This window comes from Nocardia tengchongensis (genome assembly GCF_054781395.1).
This window is the reverse complement of record NZ_BAAGUM010000012.1, coordinates 126,006-145,232: the sequence shown is the minus strand read 5'-3', so window position 1 is coordinate 145,232 and position 19,227 is coordinate 126,006. Positions and strand designations below refer to the sequence as shown.

The window sequence follows — 19,227 nt, the reverse complement described above, 5'->3', positions numbered from 1 at the left end:
CGGACAGGTTGTCACCCGCGCGACCAGCGGCAAGAAAATACGTTTCGCGGTCCTATGCGCGGGGCGGGCGGTCCCAGCGTGGTTGATCTCGTCCGTTTTCCGCCAGAGTGACAGGTGTGCACGTCTGTACCGTCGAGTCATGACTACCGACAGCAAGGCCATCGTCCAGGCGGCGTGGCGTGCGTTCGCCAGCCACGAGGCTGAGCAGATCGCAGCGTTCTTCGCCGCCGATGCCGAATGGCTTGCTCCGGCGGGCAACGCGACCGCGGTCGCGCTCGACGGTCCGAGTCACATGATCGGCAGGCAGGCCATCACACACTTTCTGGCACACGAGTTCTCGCGGTTGTTCGTCAGTGATGTCGCCGTGGACTTCCACGGCTTCTATGCCGATGGGGATCGGGTGATCGTGGAGGAGACGATGAGCGCCACGCTGGCGAACGGGAACAGGTACCGCAACGACTACTGCTTCGTCTTCGAGTTGCGGGGCGGCCTCATCCACAGGGTTCGGGAATATATGGACACCGCGCGTGGACATCGTGACATCTTCGATGGGGACGCCGCCGACAGCGTCATCGAGACCGGGGTCGCGTCGATCCGGTGAGAGGGCGTATGTCAGTCCCCTCCCGCTCCACCGTCAACCTGGCGATCGTGAGCCTGACGACCATACTCGTTGTGGCAGTTACGATTCCGATGCTCGCGACCCTGGCTTTCGCGGGCATCGGCCACCCCGAATGCGCGACCGTTCCGGAAGATGTGGGCCCCTGCGGATATTGGGCCCGAGTGGCGTATTACGGGCCGTTCATCATGCTGTGGGGAACGGTTGTCCTCGCAGTCCCGGGAGTAGCGGTGTGGCTGGTGGCCGTCGTCGTACTCGGTCTCTTCGCAGGGCTACGCCCTCGCCGCGAGTAGTACATCCAACACGGGACCAGATCCTGATCGGCGGTCCGGCTACTCGTCCGGATGAGGGCGACGCACCGCTGGAGGAAGTCCTCCAGCGGGTGCTGTGACCGGTCGATGCAGCCACGCGATATGCGCCGGCCACGCCTGCGGGAGAGGGTCAATGCGTCAACGCGTCGATTGCCCGCGGAGTCCGAGATGTGCTGTTCCACATCAGACCGGCGGTGAGCGCGGCCGTGAGGACGCCGGTGGTGATCACGCTGATCGGCCGGTCCAGCCCCGGGGTATAGGCGGCGGTGGCATTGAACGAGACGTGCATCAGGATCGCCGCACTCACTCCATGCCCTGTGCGATCGTGCAGCCACACGATCAGCACCCGAATGGCGACCGCACCGAGGAACCATCCGGCGATCCAACCCACCGGATGTCCCGCCTCGAACAACGGAATCACATGCCAGACCGCCCAATAGACGCCCAGACCGAGCGCGGCCGGCAACATGCCGAAGCGCTGCCGTAACGGCTCGATCGCATATCCGGTCCAGCCCAGCTCCTCGCAGGTCGCTGCGATCAGGAAAACCAGCACCAGCCCCGGTGCGGCGGCCGGGGACAGCGGCAGCCGCCATCCGGCCTGCCCCGTCCAGCACACGGCCGCCGCGGACCCCACCGCCAGCGCCACCGGCAGCAACACAGCAAGCACGTACCAGCGCAGCGCGGCGGCGGGACGGTCCACGGCCCGCCGCAGCAGCCCCGGCACCGCCGCAGCACCGGAATACCGCCAGGTCAGTGCCGCGGCGACGGCAACGGGAATCATGAACATGGCCGCGCTCGCGGGTAGTCGCATTGCGCCCAGCCGTATTTCGCCGGTGACTGCGCCCAACACGAAGAACGGGATCGAGGACAGCGCAACCGAAGTCAGGAACAGTAGCGGTCTGCGCTCATCGATCACGCCCCGACCATACTGCGACAGCGGTCGATATCCATGCGCTGGTGCAGGACTCGCACGACATCGACGATGTGCTCGGCGGCGAGCTGACCAGACCTGTGCGACGCCACTCCACGCCTGCCCCGGATGGCAGCGTGAGATCGCCAGGCCGACGGCGCGGACCTATCGATTGGTGGACTGGCCCGCGGTCGAGGGCGTGGTGGACTTGCGGTGGTGTGAGGCACGGGCTTTGGCGCGGTTGCCGCAGATATCCATGGAGCACCAGGTCCGGCGGCGATTGCGTGAGTGGTCGTAGTAGGCCCATCGGCAGCTCGGCTCCCGGCAGGCCTTCAGTCGCGTCCACGTACCTTCGGCCACAGCCTCGGCCACGATGGCGAGAAGCCTGGCCAGCGCCGCCTCGACCGGCGTCGGGGCGCAGGCGACCAGCCGGGGCGGGGAAACAGTCACGTCGAGCATCAACGGGAAGTCTCGGGTGAGTTCGGCGAATTCGGCACGAGCGGCGGGGTTGAGGCCGTCTGGGCGTGGGCTCGAGACCGGCTCGGTGTTGTTCTCTGCGATCAGCGCGCGTAGTCCCTCGCGGATCCGTTCGGCGCGGTCGCGCTGCTCGGCGTTCACCACCGTCTCGACTGGTGTCAGGCCGTTGGCGTGCAACCACTTCGCCAGCTGTGGCGGGGTTGCGATCTCGTCGCTGTCGCGGCGGCGGGTGTTGATGAACTGCTCGATCGTGCGCAGCGGCATCGGCGCCGTCCCGGTTGCGAGGTCCGGCACAAGATCGGCAGTCCGCTCATTCTTCACCTCTCGCACCCTACCCGGCTAGTCGCCATGGTAGGTTACCTAACTGACGTAACCGGTACGTCAGTTAGATGAGAGGGCTCGTTGGTGAGCGTCAGCATTGGCAACATCTGTATCGATACGAACGACCTGGCAGGCAGCACCGCCTTCTGGCAGGCGGTCACGGGGTACCAAGTCGCGTCCTCGGACGAAGGCACCACCTATCTGGAGGACTCGGACAAGACCGGCGCCGGCCTGTCCCTGCAGGTCGTGCCCGAAGGCCGGGAGGGCAAGAATCGGCTGCATCTGGACCTGTTCGCCGATGACCTGGCGGGCGAGGTCGACCGGATTCGGGCCCTCGGCGCGACCGAAGTGGGGCGCTTCGACGGGTGGGTCGTGCTGGCTGACCCCGAGGGCAACCAGTTCTGCGTCGTCGCCGCATAGACGCGCCCATCAACTTCACGATCCCCGTATCTCCACACCAGAGAAGAGACAGATATGGCCTCCGTGCAGAAAGAGATCATCATCGATGCCGACCCCGCGACAGTGTGGGCGATCATCAGCGACTTCACCGACGGGCCCGTCCGGATGGCGCCTGGCTTCGTCACCGACTGCCAGGTCGAGGAACCGGACATCAGGGTTGTCACATTCGCCAACGGGACCGTGTTGCGCGAGCGGCTCATCGCGCTCGACGATGAGCAGCGTCGTCTCGTCTTCTCGATCATCGGCGACACCATGCAGCCGACACACGACAACGCGTCGATGCAAGTCCTCCCGCACGAGGACGGCCGCAGCCGGTTCGTCTGGATCCACGACGTGCAACCCGATGAGCTCACCATTCAGATGGGCGCCGGGATGGACCAAGGCATGAGCATCTTCAAGCAGACCGTGGAATCCGCCAGCGCGCACCTCGGCTAGGTCAGTCGCGTCACCGCTGGTCGCGGTCCTTCCCCGGGGACTGCGGCCAGCACATCAGCAACAACGCACCGACAGCCCAATACAGGAGCAACCATGACCGCCTCGCAGACAACGCCGATACTGTTCCTCAGCGGCGCAGGACTTCCAGCTTGGATCTGGGACGATGTTCGAAATTCGCTGCAAGTCGAATCGGTCGTCGCAACCTACCCGCGTCGCGCGGACGCCACTCTGCGGGACTACGCCGACGCAGTTCTGGAGCAGGCACCCGGCCACGTATTCACCGTCGTGGCCCACTCGATCGGCGGGGTCGTGGCCAGTGAGATCGCGGCCATCGCGCCGGAGCGGCTCGACGGCATCCTCGGCGTCGCGGCGTCGATGCCCGGCATCGGGAAGTCGTTCCTCGGTGCCATGCCAATGCCGCAGAAGCTCGTCATGGGTCTGATCATGCGGTTCGCGGGAACCAGGCCTCCCGAGAACGCGATCCGCTCCGGGGTGTGCGCGGGACTCGGCGAGGCCGACACCTCGCGCATCGTCTCGCAGTTCGAGCCGGAATCGCAACACCTCTATCGGGACGGCGTGTCCGCGCGAACGTTTCCGGCGCGACGCGGGTATGTCGTGACCTCGTCGGACCGGGTTATCCCCGCGGCGGATCAACGCAGGCACGCCACCGAGCTCGGCGCGGAGTTCCGCAGCGAACTGTCGACGGGTCACCTGCCGATGCTGCAGGACCCGGTATCGCTGGCACGTATCGTTGGTGAGTTCAAGACCGAGCGTTGAACCGCCGCGGTTCAGCCAGTGCACGGTGGCCGTGATCGATTTCGGGATCTCACCGGTGACCGGCGGTGTGGCAATGGCCAGGGCCAGTAGCTCGCGCTGCATCGAGCGGCGGGTTGTGCCGCTGAACCCGGTCCCGCTTCCCCGCAATCGGATTCATTTCAGGGCAGGCCGGGAGCGTGTCACGACAATGCCAGCGACGACTGCGATCCCGCCGATAACAGCATTCCAGCGGACAGTTTCCGACAGCAGCACTGCACCCAGGATGGTGGACCAGATCGGGACGACGTAGGTGATCGTCGAGGCGATCGTCGCCCCGGCGGAGGCGATCACCTGCATGTTGAGCACAAACGCGTAGCCCGTGCCGAACACGCCCAGAACGATCAGACCGACAGCGCCAGGCCACTCCGGCACGGTCGGGACACGACCGGACAGCAGGGCAATCAGGGTCAATTCCAGTGTGGCGGCGAGCAACTGGGTCAGCGACAGGACCGCTGGCGAACTCCCCGGCTTGGTGAGGAACATGTGGGTGTAGGCGAATCCAGCGCCGTAGCAGAGGGTGGCACCCAGACAGAGGGCAATACCGCCCACCGTGTCGGCATCCATGCCCCGCCAGACTCCGAGCAGGCAAGCCACGCCTGCAAACCCGATCAGGACTCCTTCGACCCGACGTCGGGTCAGTGGCTCGCCGGGGACCAGCAGGATGGTGAAGCCCATCGTCATGATCGGGGTCGTCGCGTTGATCAGGCCGGCCAGCACCGAGCCGATGTGTTGCTCCGCCAGCGCGAACAGGGTAAAAGGAATCGCGTTGACCAGCAGGGCAACCACAGCAGCATGGCCCCATATCGACCGCGTGCGCGGTAGCGCCTCCCGACGCACCGCACACACGACGATCAGCGCGAGCGCGCCGAAGGCACACCGCCACAACGCGACCCACACCGAGGCGACACCCGCATCGACAGCGATGCTTGATGAGAGCGAAGCTGGCACCCCAAATCCCCGACAGCACAACGAACTTCGGCACCCAACTGGCCCTCGTTCGCGCTCCAGCTTCGACCAGGGTCATCGGAAGGGCCCCTTTCACACGAGTCGTTCGATCGCGTTTCAGTCTGCCGGTGAGCTATACATGAGTCCAATGACATGAACTGGTCACATCATGAGGAAGATTCATGGACATCTCACTCACACACCTCAAGACCCTGGTTGCGGTCGTGGACGCCGGCGGATTCGGCACGGCCGCAGCCGAACTCGGCGTCAGCCAGTCCGCCGTATCACACACGATCGCAGCGCTCGAGCGCCTCAGCGGACAGCCTGTGGTGACGCGAGAGTTCCCCATCACCCCCACCGCCCTGGGTCAGTGCATTCTCGAGCACGCCCGGGTCGCGGTGGCGGCCGCCTCAGCCGCCCAGGACGTGCTGCGAGGCCGGACCGGCGTCCCCTTCGGTTCGATCACACTCGCGGCGCCGCCGACCGCTTGTCACGCCCTGCTTCCCGATCTCCTCAACGCCTGGGAGGTCGAACTGCCCCGAGTGAGAGTTGTTGTGCTGGAAGGCGAAGAGGCCGAAGTGGCTGGATGGCTCGGTGATGCGACCGCGGATGCGGCGGTGCTCGTCGACCCGTCCGAAGCACCGACGCGAGCGGTACTGCTGGCGCGAGACACCTTCTGCGCGGCCATGAGAAGGGACCATCCGCTGGCCGCCGAGGCCGTCGTCGACATCGCCGACCTCACCGACGATCCGCTGCTGCTGTCGATGGGCGGCTGCGAGCCGCACATTCGGGAGTTGCACCGCCGTGCCCGTTCCGAATTCCGACCCACGCATCGGGTGCGCCAGCTGAGCACCTTGTTCTCCATGGTCAGGGCAGGAATCGGCGTGACCGTGGTACCCGAGTCCGCTGCGGGTATGGAAGGTGACGACCTGGTCTTGGTTCCGATCAAACACAATCTCGAACGGTCCCTGTACCTTTGCGGCCCCTCCGATCGGCCATGGCATCCGGCTGTCGCTCACATGGTGGACACAGCACGTTCTCGAACCAGGTCAGCGCAGCAGCCACCATCGTCTCGACACCACTCGTCAAGGTCGGTTCCATAGCGGGCGTGAACTCAGGTGAATGGTTTGCCGGTAGCCGATCCAAAGACACGGTGGAATCGATTCCGCCCCAGAACCGATAGACGGTGGGCCGCGGCCGTCGCATCGAATATCCCGGCGTCCTTGCTGGCGGCAACCGGAGGCCGGGCGATGATGCTGTCTGCACGGGAATGCTCGGCGAACGCAGCGATGGCCTCGACCTGTACGACTCGTTCAACAGCACAACGAACCAGCTCACGCGTCGGCCAAGAAATAGCCACAGCCACAACCATTTTCGTGATGCCCGGGGACTATGCCGGGGCATCACCGCGTTAGCGCCGGTACGGTTTGCCCCCGCCTGCGCCCGCCTCTCGGTAGCCCGGAACCCCAGGTTTCAGCCACGTGGGCGAGGTGGGGCTGCGGTAGTCATCGGCACTGTGCCCGTAGGTTCTGCGAGCCGGTGCCGGCCACCGGCCGAGGGTGCCACCGCGGCCGGGTGCTCGACGGTGGGTGTGTCCAGCAGAACGTGCAGGCGGGCGATGAAGACGTCGATGCTGCCGTAGCGCGCGAGGATCTGCGCGAGCAGTTCGTGCGCGGGCGATCCCATCAGATCGGTCATTTCACCCCATTAAGGTTCACCGACCGGTCGGGCCGGTTCTGACCGGCATTCTGCACGACAATCTCGATCACTTGGCTAATTTCTAGATGTCGGTGACTTTCCGTGCCTGGACACTCTCGATTCGTGCCATCAGAGCGGCATTCGGGCCGCTCCAGCCCAGGATCTCGATACGGTGCTTTGCGGGTGAGCCGATCGTGGAGCGCGGCGTGGATCCGGCGGGTTATCACGCCGCATTCTCACTTCGGATCATCCGACCGGGGTCAACCGTGGACGACTCCGGAATCGATGCCCGCTTCACCACCTCCCGAGCGGCGCATCGTGCTCGGCAGCCGGGTGGATCGGCCCGCAGACTCTTCCTATCCACCCGGCCCGAGCAGCAATTTGGACCGTCACAGCAGAAATCGTCGCTCGAAGAGGAAGTGCTCGCGTGCAGATATTCATCAGCGGTCGGGTCAGCCGCCGCGGCGGTGAGGCTCATGTCGTCATCGGTGCACCGCGCCCGGTCGCCGGGTGCGCCCGCGGTGACAAGGTCTGCCACGCAGGTGGTCTCCGTACCGAGTTCGAAAGTCACCACGCGGCGCTCAGCTGATTGTCGAAATCCCCGGTTCAGAACTTGCCGATGTGGTGTTCGATTCGGTGCCCGAGCCGGCTGGCGAATTCGATGATGAAGTCCTCGGTGAGGGGCGGCCAACTCCAGAAGTCGAAGGCGAGACTGCCAAGAGCGAAGTCGTCTGCCCACTGCCAGACGGTGATAGGGCTCGGTGTGGTGCAAGAGGGGCAGATTGCCGCGCCGGTGCCTGTTTGTTTCCAAGCGTTGATGGCGTCCGAGAATGGCTGCCATACAGCGGGATCGGCTTCCCATTCCTCCGGGTAGTCGATGATCACGGTGGTGTCCTGGCAGTGTGGGCATACCGCGGAGGCCGGTTCGATGTAACCCCGTCCGGAGTAGTGGTCGTGGCGTCCGACGATGACGGCTACGGGGCCGGGAATCCAGTCGGCGGCCCAATTCTCGGTGATCTGCGGCCAGTCCGCGCCCGGCACATAGCCTTCGTCGACCTGACTGCTGTACATCGCGTCGCGCGAAGTCTGCCGAAGCAGCCATCGCCGCGACACCATCCAGTCCACCATGTGTGCGGCCAACGTGCTCGCCTCGGCCGAGGTCACATCGAGGTCGACGATTCGTTCGAAATAGTCACCCACACCCGAATCCTGCCACCGCAGACCGACGTACGAGGTCAGTCGAGGCGAGTGGCGGTCACCGCCCACACGGGCAGGTGCACCCGGTTGTTCTGCAGCAACGGCCCGATGATCTGGAGTTGCTCGATCATCGGCTGCATCCGATCAGCCCATCCAGGGTCGTCGCTCATCTCCTTGGTCATGTGAGCGAACGTCTCCGGGCTGAAGTTGGCCTCGTAGGTGGTGGTTCCCAGGTGGTCGATGCGCCACCCGCCCGCGGAAAGCACTCGCTCGAAATTCTCCGCCGGCAAACCTTCGAGCTGAAGGCCGTTGACGTTGTGGCGGCCGAATTCGAACATGAACAGGGACGCCCCCGGTTTGGTGGCCCGATGCAGGGCCTGCGCGTACCGGGTCTGGACTTCTTCGTCATCGAGGAACACATGGTAGAAGGCGCTGTCGATGACCGTGTCGAACCGATCCTCGAAGCCCTCGAGTGTGGTGGCATCGGCCACCTGGAAGTCCACCTGCACCCCGGCGCGCTCGGCGTTGCGTTCGGCCCGCTCGATCGCCGACGGGGACGAGTCGATACCGGTTACCCAGTAGCCCTTGGATGCGTAGTAGATCGCGTGATGTCCCGGGCCGGTCCCGGGGTCGAGCACCTCGCCCCGCACGGCACCGTGGGCCACCAACTGCTGCACTACCGGCTGTGGGCCGCCGATGTCCCAGGGGATCAATGAGGCAGCGTCCTGTTCCGATGACGCGTCGCGATACAGCGCTTCGAAGTCCGGTTGAACACTGTGGTTCGGTTCCCTGCTCAAGACGCCTCCTCTGATTGCGGACGGGCAACACTTGAAGGGCCGTGCCAAACGCTGAGACCGAGCTTATTCCGCGTGCTTCCGCACCCTGCCGGAACCCTAGGATCGGGGGGTGGCTGTCGCGCGACTCGGATCCATCACCCTCGACTGTGCAGAACCGGAGCCCTTGGGGAACTGATCTCGCGAGCGGCGGGCGTGTCGAGCGATCAGCGCCGCGGGGCCGGATCGTCCGGGTCGGAGGCGCTGGGCGCCGGGTGTTCCGCGGTGGATTCGTCGGTGCCGGGGCGGATGCGGCGGGGTTTGGCGATGGGCCGGATGCCGGTGGCCGGGGCGTTGTCACCGGCTCGGCGGCGGCGGGCCGCGTCGAAATCGATGACGCTGCCGTCGCCGCGGCTCGCGGCGTCGCCGGCGGCCGGGTGGGGTGCGCGGCCGGGGTCGACGGGCAGCCAGCCGGTCTCACCCTGCAGTTCGGCCCGGGTGACCGGCCGGGTCGGCGCGGGATCGTAGATGGAGCCGCCGGGCGGATTCCAGGGCATCGGCGGCGGTCCGGGGGCCGTCTCGGTGGTGCGGCGCGGCCGGCGCGGCAGTCTGGTGAGTTTCGAGTCTTCGGCGTCGGGGGTGGCGGTCTCGCCGGCCCGCATGGCTTCCAGCTTCGCGCGCAGCCGTTCGACCGCATCGGACCTGTTCGAGCCGGGTCCCGGCAGGGATCCTCGCCCCGGACCTTCCTGGTCCGACATCGGACTATTCACCGACGAGTGCCATGACACCCGCCGGAGCTCCGTGCTGAGTTCTATACCGCATACTTCCGACGCTCACGTCCGCATTCTCCCATTCGTGACGAATCAACGATAACCGGGCGGATCGTGCCTTCGAGGCTACAGGTCGTCGAACCAATCGACGACACGATGCCAGCCGCTGGGATGCGCCCACCTCGTATGGTCGGCGATGCCTTCGCCGCGGGAGACGAAACCATCACGCTCCGATTGAACTTTCTCGAGGATCAAGAACGTCGAAGGCTTCCGCACCCCAGCCGTCCGGCCCCATGTGCAACAAGGGAATTCGGCGGTCACGGGAGGGTTGGACAGTGAACCCGGTTCGCATATGACGACCATCACAGCGCGATGGAATATGCCCGTCACCAGGGAGATTCGCCGACGCGGCGCACCGAGCGAACGGCAGGTCCCCCACCTATCGGGCAAAGCTTGCTAAAACTCCATCGTGCTCAATGCATTTGCGCGTTCCGCTGCCGCACTGTCCGTCGCCGCTGCCTCGGTCGTCACGCCGGTGGCTGCGCTGGCCATCCCGGCAGTATCGCCCGATTGCGCACCGGTCCTTTCGGCTGCCGAGGTCGACGAGATTGCGCGGCTGTCCGATATGAGTGCCCTCGCCGGGGACGATGAGCTGGCGAGGCTGGATGACGCGGTCGCGCGTGAGCACGGCATCACGGAGATCTTCGAGCGGCACGCCGATCGGCGCGGCACCTTTGCGAGTGGTCTCGATACCGTGGAAGCGGCCGCTGTCATGCCGTTGCAGCACGATTCGCGAGCGTTCGCGGACCCTCGTTATGCGCATCGGATCAGCTTCGATCTGCTGCGCAGGTTTCTCGACAATGTGCATGCCGAGTTCAGCGGCGGCACTCCGGAAGCGCACTGGCGCAACTACTTTGCGCTGGCGGCTGATTGTTCGGCCTCGCCTGCTCGCGTAGCGCTCGCTGGATACAACGCGCACCTGGTGGTGGATCTGCCCCGGGCTGTCGCGGAGGCGGGGTCCACGCCGGCCGATGCCGGGGACTACTTCACGATCGTCGCCAGTATCGCGACTACCGGCGATGCCATCACCGAGCGAACCGACCGGATCTACAGCGCGAAGATGGGTCCGCTGTGGCGGTTCTATTTCGTCGGTGAGGGTCTCGACAGTGTGCTCGGCAAGGGTGTGGCGACCAAGCCGATGCTGGTGATCGCGGACGTGGGCGCGAATACCACCATCTTCGCCAATGGCTTGGCGCTCGAGAATCCGGCGCTGGCACCGGCGGTGGAGGCCGAGATCGAGCTGGAACGCAAGACCGCGGAGGCCGTGTTCGACGAGCTGGCTCGCCTCGACGGTATCTGATCACGGCGCATCGGCCAGGCCCGCTCAGCTCAGGATGATCGAGGCGGCGTGTTCGCCGATCATCATGGTGGCTGCGTTGGTGTTGCCGCCGACGATGCTGGGCATGATCGAGGCGTCGGCCACTCGCAGGCCCTCGATGCCGCGGACTCGCAGGTGTGGGTCGACGACCGCGCGGTCGTCGACACCCATGCGGCAGGTGCCGACGGGGTGGTAGACGGTGGTGGCGCGGTTGGGGACTTCAGCAGCCAGGTCGGCGCGACTCGGGTATTGGGGGCCCGGGGAGATTTCGGTGTCGACGGCGGAGGTGATCGACTTGGCGGCCATGACTTCTCGGGTGAGTTCCATACCGTGGACCAAGGTGTCGATGTCCTGCTGTTCGGCGAGGTAGTTGGGGTCGATGGCGGGAGCCGCGGTGGGGTCGGCGGAGGTGAGCCGCAGAGTGCCCCGGCTCTGGGGGTAGATCATCGTCACCATGATGGTGAGGGACTGTCGAGGATCGGGGATGTGGCGGGTGGGGGCGTCCTGGTTGGGGCCGGGGTAGCTCCAGGGCAGGACGTGGAGCTGGAGGTCGGGGATGCCTGTCGTGTAGGGGGTGCGCAGGAAGGCGACGGCTTCGAAGACGCTGCGGGCCAGCCAGGTGCTGTTGTTGCGCAACGATTCCCGGAGGAAGGCTCGGGCGAAGTAGCCGGGTGAGGAGCGGCGCAGGGCGGTCGGCATGGCGAAGGACATCGGGACGAACAGGTGGTCGTGGAGGTTGTCGCCGACGGGGAGATCGGCGGTCACGTCGATGTCGAAGGCACGCAGGTGGTCGGCGGGGCCGATGCCGGAGAGCATGAGCAGGTGCGGGGAGCCGAAAGCGCCCGCGCTGACGATCACTTCGCGGTCGGCGCGCAATACCTCGGTCCGGTTCCCGCTGCGGTATTCGACGCCGACGGCCCGGCCGTTCTCGATCAGGATGCGCAGCACTTGGGTGTTCGCCAGCACGGTCAGGGTTTTCGGGCGGTCGTCGAGGTATCCGACCGAGGTGCTGTAGCGCAATCCGTTGTTGTTGCTCTGTTGGAGGATGGAGACGCCGTCCTGCTCGGCTCCGTTGTAGTCGGGGTTGTGGGCCACTCCGGTGGTCTCGGTCAGGGCCTGCATGAACGATTCGGAGGCGGGTGTCAGGTCGCGGGCGCGGATCACCTTGATCGGGCCGGAGTCGCCGCGGAATTGGTTGGCGCCGTCCTCGAAGGACTCGAATTTCTTGAAGCTGGGCAGCACGTCCTCGTAGGACCAGCCGGTATTGCCCGCCCCTGCCCAGTCATCGAAGTTGCGGCGGTTGCCGCGCACGAAGACCATGCCGTTGACCGAGCTCGATCCGCCGACCACCTTGCCGTGGGTCTGCGGGACGGTGCGGCCGAGGGCGTGCTTCTGTTCGACGGTGTAGTGACCCCAGTCGATCAGCTTCTTGAGCTGCGGCACGCTGTGCATCGGGCCGATCATGCCGGGCTTGCGCACCAGCCGGCTGCGGTCGGTACGGCCCGCCTCGAACAGGGTGACGGTGGCGCCGGTGTCGGCGAGCCGGCGCGCGATGATGGCTCCGGCGCTGCCGGACCCGATGACGATGTAGTCCGACGCCATGATCAGCCCTTCTACCCGCACAAGTCCCGTCGCCGGTCAGCGACGAATCTGGACTGTGTTGCGAAAGTACTCGAAACCGACCGCACAGGAACCCGTTTCGTTCATCTGATAGTGACCCTCGCGCGTCAGGCTGGTGTCGGGTGCCCGGAGCCGTTGCCGGTACTGTGCCCGAATTCGGAATCCCATGCCGCGGCGGGCACTCACGCGTGATCGCCGCGCACCTCGACAGCAGGATGTGCAAAACCCTTGGTCATCGTGACGGCACGACCCCAACCGGCGGTGCGGGAACAGACCCCGCCCCCGGTGACGCCCGAATTCGTGCGCCCGCGTGGCAGCGATTACGCGGCCCTGATGCGGCGGGTGCGGCAGGCGGGACTGCTGGAACGGCGGCTGCCGTACTACGCGTGGAAGACCGCCGCCACCGCAGCGGTTTTCGCGGCCGCCTGGGCGGCGTTGTGGGCGATCGGCGACTCCTGGTGGATGCTGGGCCCCGCGGTCGTGCTGGCCGCGGTCTTCGCGCAGTTGGCGTTCCTCGGCCATGACGCCGGGCACAAACAGATCTTCCGGACCCGCCGGGCCAACCACTGGTACGGGCTGGTCGTCGGCAATCTCGCCACCGGGGTGAGCATCGGCTGGTGGACCAGCAACCACAACCGTCATCACGCGCACCCCAATACCGAGGGCGACGACCCGGATGTCAGCGGCATCCTGGCTCATTCCGGGGCGCGCGCCGCCACCGAAAAGGGTTGGCGGCGTTTCATCTTCCGCTATCAGGCGTGGCTGTTCTTCCCGCTGCTGCTGCTCGAGGCGGGCAGCCTGCACTTCTCGAGCGTGCGCGCGGTGCTGACCTGGCCGATCCCGCACCGGGTCCGGGAGGGCGCGTTCCTGGCCGCCCACGCCGTCGGCTATCTGGCCGGGGTCTTCCTACTGTTGGAGCCCGTGAAAGCGCTCGTGTTCATCGCTGTCCAGCAGGGCCTGTTCGGTTTCTACATGGGCTGCACGTTCGCCCCGAACCACAAGGGCATGGAGGTCTTCCCCGAGGGCGACAACACCGACTTCCTCCGCCGTCAGGTCCTGTCCTCTCGCAATGTCCGCGGCAGCATGCTGACCGATCTGGCCCTGGGCGGCCTCAACTATCAGGTGGAACACCACCTGTTCCCGTCCATGCCGCGACCGGCCCTGCGCGCGGCGCAGCCGATGGTTCGCACCTTCTGCGCCGAACTCGGCGTCCCCTACGCCGAAACCTCCTTGATCACCTCCTATTCCGAAGCCCTGCGTCACCTGAACGCCGTCGGCCGCCAGGCGGCCATATAGGTTGGAGTGCATGCTGTATGGCCGCGCGCTCGAGGAAGGGCAGATCAGCGATCTGCTGAGCCGGGCCGCGGGCGGGCGCAGCGCCGCAGTCGAAATCGTCGGCGAGGCCGGTGGCGGCAAGACGGCGCTGCTGGATCGGGCGGTGGAACTGGCCGGGGAGTCCTGGCGGGTGTTGCGGTGCGCCGGGGTGGAGGGCGATTCGGAGCTGCCGTTCTCGGGGTTGCAGGAATTGCTGATCGCGGCGGGCGCGAATGCCGGTGTGCTGCCGGTGGATTCGCTGCCGCCGGCGCAGGCCGACGCGTTGCGCGCGGTGATCGGGCTGCCGGTGGCGGCGACGGTCGATCCATTCCTGGTCGGTTTGGCGACCCTGTCGCTGCTGGCGGACCTGGCCGACGGCGGGCCGGTGCTGTGCGCGGTCGATGACGTGCAGTGGCTGGATTCCGCTTCGGCGCAAGCGCTTCGGTTCGCCGCGCGACGGATCGGGGCCGAGGGAATCGTGCTCCTGTTCGCCAGCCGGGGTGAGGCGGCGCTACCGGGGATCCACGAACTTCACCTGACGCCATTGGATGACGACGCCTGCGCGCGGCTGCTCGCCGCGCACTGGCCGGGGTTGCGGCGGGACATGCGGGAGCGAATTCTGCGGGAGGCGGCGGGAAATCCGCTGGCGCTGCTGGAGTTTCCGCGCATGGACCTGGACGCGCTGCCGGTGGGGCCGCTGCCGCTACCGTCGCGGCTGTCGAGCGGGTACCAGCAGCAGATCGCGGAACGCTCGCCCGCGGCACGCACCGCACTGCTGACGGCCGCCGCGGAGACGGCCGGGGATCTGCGGCTGGTGCTGCAGGCGCTCGATGCGCTCGGCGTCGATCCGGCGGGTATCGCGGAAGCCGAAGCGGCCGGACTGATCGACGTGACGGCGCAGGCGATTCGGTTCCGCCATCCCCTGGTGCGGGCGGCGGCCTATCACGGTGCCGCCTTCGGTGAACGGCAGCCGGTCCATGCCGCGCTCGCCGCCGCCTCCGACGACGACCCCGATCGCCGGGCGTGGCATCTGGGGGCGGCGACGGTGGGCCCCGACGAGGCGATCGCGGCCCTGCTGGAGGCGGCGGCCGTGCGAGCGGTGGATCGGGCCGGGTATTCGGCGGCCTCGGCCGCCGCGGAGCGGGCCGCCGCGCTGACCCCCGATATCGAGATCCGTAGTCGCCGAATGCTGTTGGCCATCGAGTGGGCCGCCGCCGCGGGCAATTTCCGGCGCGCCTACGAACTGGGTCGGCCCGCCCAGCAGCTGCCGCTCGACGCCGAGGGGCGGGCACGGCTGGGGTGGGTGAAGGCGCTGATCGAATTCGAGCAGGGGAATCCGCGCACCGCCCGGGACCTGTTGTTCGCGGCCGCCGAGGAGGTCGCCGCCGTCGAACCCGGCAGGGCCGGGCCATTGTTCATCGACGCGGCACGAGCGTCCTGGATCCTGGGCGAACCCGCGTCCGCGCATCATGCGCGCGACCGGCTGGCCACGCTGCGACTACCGGCCGAGCAGCGCGACGCGCTGGTCCGGGCGGTCGCGGGTGCGCTACAGCTGCATTCGGGTGAACTGGCGGCCGGGGTGGCCGCGATCCGAGCCACCGTCGCCGCGGGCCACCACACCGAGGATCCCGCGCTGACGCTGGCCGCCACCGGGCAGGCGATGCTGATCGGCGATCTCGAGGACGCCCGCACGCTGGCACAGCGGATTTCGGATAACGCCCAGTGCCAGGGCATGGTCGGCAGGTTCGCCACCGGCGCCATCTACACCGGTGCGGCCGAGCTGATGCTGGGCCGGCTGTGGGAGGCCGAGGAGATCGTCACGCACGCGCTGCGGGTGGCCCGCGATATCGGGCAGGTCGGCCAGATCGCCTTCGGCGAAGGCTATCTCGCGCTCATCGCCGGGATGCGCGGCGACGAGCAGCGGTGCCGGGATCTGCTCGACGATCCACGCCGGCCGCACCCGCACGACAACTTCATCGACCACGTGCACCGCGAATGGGCCAGGGGGCTGCTCGATCTCGGGCACGGGCGGTACGAACCGGCCCTGGACCGCCTCGACACCTTGCACCGCATCCCCAACCGGCTGCGCGGCCATTGGCTGCACCTGCTGCGGGACCTGGTGGAGGCCGCGGTGCGCGCGCGGCAGCCCGAGCGGGCCGCGCCGGCGATGGCGGAGATCGAACGGTGGTCCGCGGCCCTGGGTTCGCCGTTCGCGGAGGCGATCGCGCTGCGCAGTCACGGGCTGCTGTACTCGCACGGCGACGGGTACGCTCGCGCGCTGAAACTGCAAGCGGCCGAAGGACTCTGGTACGACCACGCCCGCACCGCACTGCTCTACGGCGAGTGGCTGCGCCGCGAACGCAGCATCGGCGAGGCCCGCACCCAGCTGCGCGTCGCGGTCGACACCTTCGACCGGCTCGGCGCGCTGCCGTGGGCGGCCCACGCCCGCAACGAATTACGCGCCGCCGGGGATGCCGCGCAGCGGCCGCCGACGCCCCCGGCGGCGGAGGCCGCCGCGTTGACGCCGCAGGAGCTGCAGGTGGCCCGGCTCGCGGCGGCCGGGGCGACGAACAAGGAGATCGCGGCCAAGCTGTTCATCAGCCCGAAAACCGTCAGCCACCACCTGTACCGGGCGTTTCCGAAGCTCGGTGTCACCAACCGCGTCGAACTCGCCCGCCTCGGCCCGCTCTGACCGGCGCGGACGCCCTAGGCAAGAAATAGGGCATTCGTCCGATGGACCTCACCGACCCCGATTCCTACTGTCGAGGGGTACGTCGGCGAAAGGGTAGCAACATGATTCGAAAGTCTCTGGTGGTCCTCGCGGCGGGCGTGCTGATCGGCGCACCCGCCACCGCGACGGCCCAGGCCGCGCAGCCCGAAGCTGTCGCAGGAGTGCAGGACGTGGCGATCAGCACGGGTTCCGCGGGCGCGGACGTGGTGATCAACGGTCTGATCGCGGCCATCTTCGGCCCGAACGATCCGCACAGCTGCAAGTTCCCGTACTGCTTCTGAGCGCTGTCGCGAAACAGGATCGACCGAGGAACCCCGGGCCCCGCGGCCCGGGGTTCGCTTCTGAAAGGACTTCCCGTGAAACGAATCATCGGCATCGCCGCAGCCGCCGCCGTGAGTCTGGCGGTGGCCGGCTGCCAGGACGGAGCGACGACGACCCCCGGCGGGGAGCACCTGCCCGCCACGACGGTGAGCGCGGCGGAATCCGCGCCGGCCACGGCCCCGGCGCAGTCGCCGGAGAATTCGCAAGGCAATTCGCGCCCTCCGGCGGACACCGCTCCCGCCACCGCTGCCAACGGCCAGTGTGTCAGCCTCACCTCGCCGGTGGTCACGAAGGCGCTCGCCACCCTCGGCGGCGGCGTGGGCGGGGACGGCTTCTATGCCGAGAGCGGCACCGACGCAGCCGTCGGCTCGTGCCCGACCCTGCTGTGGGTCCGCGCTGGGACTCCGCACGGCACCGCCAGTTCGCCCTGGCACATCATGCTGTTCAACCACGACGGCTACCTGGGCACCGCTACCAAGCGCTCCACTTCCTACACGAGCGTGGTCGGATCCACCGGCCGCACGGTGCAGGTGCAGTACCGCTGGCTGGCCGGGAACGACGCCAACTGCTGCCCGTCGGGCGGTCCGGCCGTCGTCACCCTCACCCTCGGATCCGACGGGCAGACCGTCACTCCCGACCGCGACTTCCCCGCGCAGGCAATCGCACCCAAGTGAGCCCGCGCTGATCAGCGTGCGACGGCCCGCAGCCGCAGGCCTTCCGGTTGCAGGGCTCCGTATGCGGCGAGGCGGACGTCGCTGCCGGGCACCTCGGCGAGGGTCCAGCGGATGACAGGGGGGATGGTGTGGAATCCGCGGTGCGCGAGGGCTATTCGGAACGCGGGCAACCCGGCCGGCGGTGACCTGCTGACAGCCCTGATGGAGTCCGACCTGTCCGGCGCCGGGCCCGCCGCACGTCAGTGACTCGTCGATCAACGGCACACGGTGGCGCAAACAGCGGCGGCTTGGCGCGATCGGTGCTGGTCGCGCCGCCCGCGGTTCACCAAGCTGTATACGGGATCCGGGCGCACCGGCCGCGCCGCGGGTGTACCCGGAGACCGCACTCTTCGCAGCGGGCTACATGCGCAACCAACCAGAGACGACAGTGGGGCTCCGGTGATCGATCACAGGCCGGCACGGCCGCCGTACCGTATGCGCCCGATCTCCTCCACGGCATTGCTGGTGGATTTCGCGCTGGCCCGCGGGCTGTCGATCGCGTCCGTCCTGCGCCACACCGGCATCCGCGACTCACAGCTCACCCACGCCGGCGCCGAGGTCACCTTCGAGCAACAGGTGGCGGTGATGCGCAATATCGTGCACGGCATCGGCGACGAGGCCGGTTTCGGGCTGATGGCCGGACTCACCTGTCGTGCACCGCAGCTGGGCGCGGTCGAACGCGCGGTCATGAGCCAGCCCACCGTCCGGCAGGCGTTCGAGACCGCGATCCGATTCGCGGAGCGGTCCTGCTCGCTGGCGCGCCACACCATCGAACGGCGCGGCGACGAGATCGAGCTGGTGCGTGACGATTCCATGCTGCCCGCCGAAATCCGGCGTTTCGCCCTCGAACACGACATCGGGGCGCTGGTCACCATGCAGCGCGACGCGGTGCAGATGCGGCAGCCGATCAAGCGCGCCGAGACGACGGTGGGCGCCGACCCGGTCTACGAGGGCATCGCGGTGGTGCTGGGGGTGCGCGACCTCGCCTTCGATGCCCGACGCACCGTGCTGGTCCTGGATCCGGCCCTGCTGGATCTGCCCATGCCGCAGGCGAATCCGAAGTTCAAGGGACTCCACGCGGTCCGCGACGACAACCGCCCCAGCTCCGCTTCGATGGTCGGCCCCGACGACGCTGATCGGGGATGACCGTCAGGACCGCACCGCCGGCAGGCCGCCGTCCGACACGCGGCGTTCGGCGATCGACTCCTAGCGCCGAACGGCCCGGCCGCCACTCGGCGGGGCCGCCCGAGTAGCGAGCCGACGGCCCACAGGTGGGTCAGGTCGCGGGCGGTTTCCCCGTTGTCCTCTTCCACCATCGACAGCCGGTGGTTGGTGCTGATGTCGCTGATGAACGGCCCGACGGTGGCCAGCCCCTCGCCGATGGTCGCCGAGGTGGAGAACAGGTAGTCGCACAGCCCGCCC

The 19,227-nt window shown here is 67.5% G+C and carries 20 protein-coding genes; 12 read left to right on the top strand and 8 right to left on the bottom strand.

Annotation, left to right across the window (positions count from 1 at the left end; all coding sequences use genetic code 11):
* The first annotated feature begins 139 nt into the window (after positions 1 to 139).
* Positions 140 to 601 carry a nuclear transport factor 2 family protein gene (locus tag ACYVKL_RS25325; protein ID WP_379174105.1) on the top strand — a complete coding sequence of 154 codons (462 nt, stop codon included), beginning with the start codon at positions 140 to 142 and terminating at the stop codon, positions 599 to 601.
* 71 nt (positions 602 to 672) lie between these two features.
* Positions 673 to 909: a hypothetical protein gene (locus ACYVKL_RS25320; protein WP_379174107.1), complete on the top strand. Its 237-nt coding sequence runs from the start codon at positions 673 to 675 to the stop codon at positions 907 to 909.
* Between the two features lie 148 nt (positions 910 to 1,057).
* On the opposite strand, the gene ACYVKL_RS25315 is transcribed toward ACYVKL_RS25320, so the two are convergent.
* The gene (locus ACYVKL_RS25315; protein ID WP_379174109.1) at positions 1,058 to 1,843 is read right to left on the bottom strand and encodes a CPBP family intramembrane glutamic endopeptidase; all 786 of its coding nucleotides are present in this window, start codon (positions 1,841 to 1,843) and stop codon (positions 1,058 to 1,060) included.
* 159 nt (positions 1,844 to 2,002) lie between these two features.
* On the bottom strand, positions 2,003 to 2,635 hold the full coding sequence (locus ACYVKL_RS25310) for a CGNR zinc finger domain-containing protein (protein WP_379174110.1): 633 nt from the start codon (positions 2,633 to 2,635) through the stop codon (positions 2,003 to 2,005).
* An 84-nt stretch (positions 2,636 to 2,719) separates the two neighbouring features.
* Here ACYVKL_RS25310 and ACYVKL_RS25305 point away from each other — a divergent pair, with 84 nt between their 5' ends.
* The 3 genes from ACYVKL_RS25305 (at position 2,720) to ACYVKL_RS25295 (ending at position 4,306) form a co-directional block, all read left to right on the top strand.
* Complete coding sequence (locus tag ACYVKL_RS25305; protein ID WP_379174111.1) at positions 2,720 to 3,055, top strand: VOC family protein; 336 nt, start codon at positions 2,720 to 2,722, stop codon at positions 3,053 to 3,055.
* Positions 3,056 to 3,109: 54 nt separating this feature from the next.
* Positions 3,110 to 3,529, top strand: a complete 420-nt coding sequence (locus ACYVKL_RS25300) for an SRPBCC family protein (RefSeq protein ID WP_379174112.1) — start codon at positions 3,110 to 3,112, stop codon at positions 3,527 to 3,529.
* A gap of 93 nt (positions 3,530 to 3,622) precedes the next feature.
* Positions 3,623 to 4,306: an alpha/beta fold hydrolase gene (locus tag ACYVKL_RS25295; RefSeq protein ID WP_379174113.1), complete on the top strand. Its 684-nt coding sequence runs from the start codon at positions 3,623 to 3,625 to the stop codon at positions 4,304 to 4,306.
* A gap of 153 nt (positions 4,307 to 4,459) precedes the next feature.
* Here ACYVKL_RS25295 and ACYVKL_RS25290 read toward each other — a convergent pair whose 3' ends face one another.
* Complete coding sequence (locus ACYVKL_RS25290; protein WP_379174115.1) at positions 4,460 to 5,293, bottom strand: DMT family transporter; 834 nt, start codon at positions 5,291 to 5,293, stop codon at positions 4,460 to 4,462.
* Between the two features lie 179 nt (positions 5,294 to 5,472).
* Here ACYVKL_RS25290 and ACYVKL_RS25285 point away from each other — a divergent pair, with 179 nt between their 5' ends.
* The gene (locus ACYVKL_RS25285) at positions 5,473 to 6,393 is read left to right on the top strand and encodes a LysR family transcriptional regulator (RefSeq protein WP_379174116.1); all 921 of its coding nucleotides are present in this window, start codon (positions 5,473 to 5,475) and stop codon (positions 6,391 to 6,393) included.
* Positions 6,394 to 6,763: 370 nt separating this feature from the next.
* Here ACYVKL_RS25285 and ACYVKL_RS25280 read toward each other — a convergent pair whose 3' ends face one another.
* From ACYVKL_RS25280 to ACYVKL_RS25265, 4 genes are all read right to left on the bottom strand, one after another.
* Entirely contained in the window at positions 6,764 to 6,988 is a 225-nt protein-coding gene (locus ACYVKL_RS25280; protein WP_379174117.1) for a hypothetical protein, read from the bottom strand.
* A gap of 606 nt (positions 6,989 to 7,594) precedes the next feature.
* A complete protein-coding gene (locus ACYVKL_RS25275; protein ID WP_379174118.1) occupies positions 7,595 to 8,188 on the bottom strand; it encodes a hypothetical protein in 594 nt (197 codons plus the stop codon).
* 35 nt (positions 8,189 to 8,223) lie between these two features.
* Entirely contained in the window at positions 8,224 to 8,982 is a 759-nt protein-coding gene (locus ACYVKL_RS25270; RefSeq protein ID WP_379174119.1) for a class I SAM-dependent methyltransferase, read from the bottom strand.
* A gap of 203 nt (positions 8,983 to 9,185) precedes the next feature.
* The gene (locus ACYVKL_RS25265) at positions 9,186 to 9,716 is read right to left on the bottom strand and encodes a hypothetical protein (RefSeq protein ID WP_379174120.1); all 531 of its coding nucleotides are present in this window, start codon (positions 9,714 to 9,716) and stop codon (positions 9,186 to 9,188) included.
* Positions 9,717 to 10,197: 481 nt separating this feature from the next.
* Between ACYVKL_RS25265 and ACYVKL_RS25260 the strand changes: the two genes are divergently transcribed.
* Positions 10,198 to 11,088 (top strand): DUF5995 family protein, encoded by an 891-nt coding sequence (locus tag ACYVKL_RS25260; protein ID WP_379174121.1) that lies wholly within the window; start codon positions 10,198 to 10,200, stop codon positions 11,086 to 11,088.
* 24 nt (positions 11,089 to 11,112) lie between these two features.
* Here ACYVKL_RS25260 and ACYVKL_RS25255 read toward each other — a convergent pair whose 3' ends face one another.
* Entirely contained in the window at positions 11,113 to 12,708 is a 1,596-nt protein-coding gene (locus ACYVKL_RS25255; protein WP_379174123.1) for a GMC family oxidoreductase, read from the bottom strand.
* Positions 12,709 to 12,963: 255 nt separating this feature from the next.
* Here ACYVKL_RS25255 and ACYVKL_RS25250 point away from each other — a divergent pair, with 255 nt between their 5' ends.
* The 5 genes from ACYVKL_RS25250 to ACYVKL_RS25230 all read left to right on the top strand — a co-directional run bounded on the left by ACYVKL_RS25250 (position 12,964) and on the right by ACYVKL_RS25230 (position 18,951).
* The gene (locus tag ACYVKL_RS25250; protein WP_379174124.1) at positions 12,964 to 14,022 is read left to right on the top strand and encodes a fatty acid desaturase family protein; all 1,059 of its coding nucleotides are present in this window, start codon (positions 12,964 to 12,966) and stop codon (positions 14,020 to 14,022) included.
* Between the two features lie 10 nt (positions 14,023 to 14,032).
* Entirely contained in the window at positions 14,033 to 16,732 is a 2,700-nt protein-coding gene (locus tag ACYVKL_RS25245) for a helix-turn-helix transcriptional regulator (RefSeq protein WP_379174125.1), read from the top strand.
* Positions 16,733 to 16,833: 101 nt separating this feature from the next.
* Positions 16,834 to 17,052, top strand: a complete 219-nt coding sequence (locus ACYVKL_RS25240; protein ID WP_357194457.1) for a hypothetical protein — start codon at positions 16,834 to 16,836, stop codon at positions 17,050 to 17,052.
* 75 nt (positions 17,053 to 17,127) lie between these two features.
* Complete coding sequence (locus ACYVKL_RS25235; protein ID WP_379174126.1) at positions 17,128 to 17,766, top strand: LppP/LprE family lipoprotein; 639 nt, start codon at positions 17,128 to 17,130, stop codon at positions 17,764 to 17,766.
* A gap of 438 nt (positions 17,767 to 18,204) precedes the next feature.
* Positions 18,205 to 18,951, top strand: coding sequence for an AraC family transcriptional regulator ligand-binding domain-containing protein (locus tag ACYVKL_RS25230; protein WP_379174127.1), 747 nt, complete (start codon positions 18,205 to 18,207; stop codon positions 18,949 to 18,951).
* Positions 18,952 to 19,227: the final 276 nt, after the last annotated feature.

What these genes read in the sequence shown, in the direction of transcription:
- ACYVKL_RS25325 (WP_379174105.1), top strand. Translation starts at nt 140, where the DNA reads ATGACTACCGACAGCAAGGCCATCGTCCAGGCGGCGTGGCGTGCGTTC.
- ACYVKL_RS25300 (WP_379174112.1), top strand. Translation starts at nt 3,110, where the DNA reads ATGGCCTCCGTGCAGAAAGAGATCATCATCGATGCCGACCCCGCGACA.
- ACYVKL_RS25295 (WP_379174113.1), top strand. Translation starts at nt 3,623, where the DNA reads ATGACCGCCTCGCAGACAACGCCGATACTGTTCCTCAGCGGCGCAGGA.
- ACYVKL_RS25285 (WP_379174116.1), top strand. Translation starts at nt 5,473, where the DNA reads ATGGACATCTCACTCACACACCTCAAGACCCTGGTTGCGGTCGTGGAC.
- ACYVKL_RS25280 (WP_379174117.1), bottom strand. Translation starts at nt 6,988, where the DNA reads ATGACCGATCTGATGGGATCGCCCGCGCACGAACTGCTCGCGCAGATC.
- ACYVKL_RS25265 (WP_379174120.1), bottom strand. Translation starts at nt 9,716, where the DNA reads ATGTCGGACCAGGAAGGTCCGGGGCGAGGATCCCTGCCGGGACCCGGC.
- ACYVKL_RS25255 (WP_379174123.1), bottom strand. Translation starts at nt 12,708, where the DNA reads ATGGCGTCGGACTACATCGTCATCGGGTCCGGCAGCGCCGGAGCCATC.
- ACYVKL_RS25245 (WP_379174125.1), top strand. Translation starts at nt 14,033, where the DNA reads ATGCTGTATGGCCGCGCGCTCGAGGAAGGGCAGATCAGCGATCTGCTG.
- ACYVKL_RS25240 (WP_357194457.1), top strand. Translation starts at nt 16,834, where the DNA reads ATGATTCGAAAGTCTCTGGTGGTCCTCGCGGCGGGCGTGCTGATCGGC.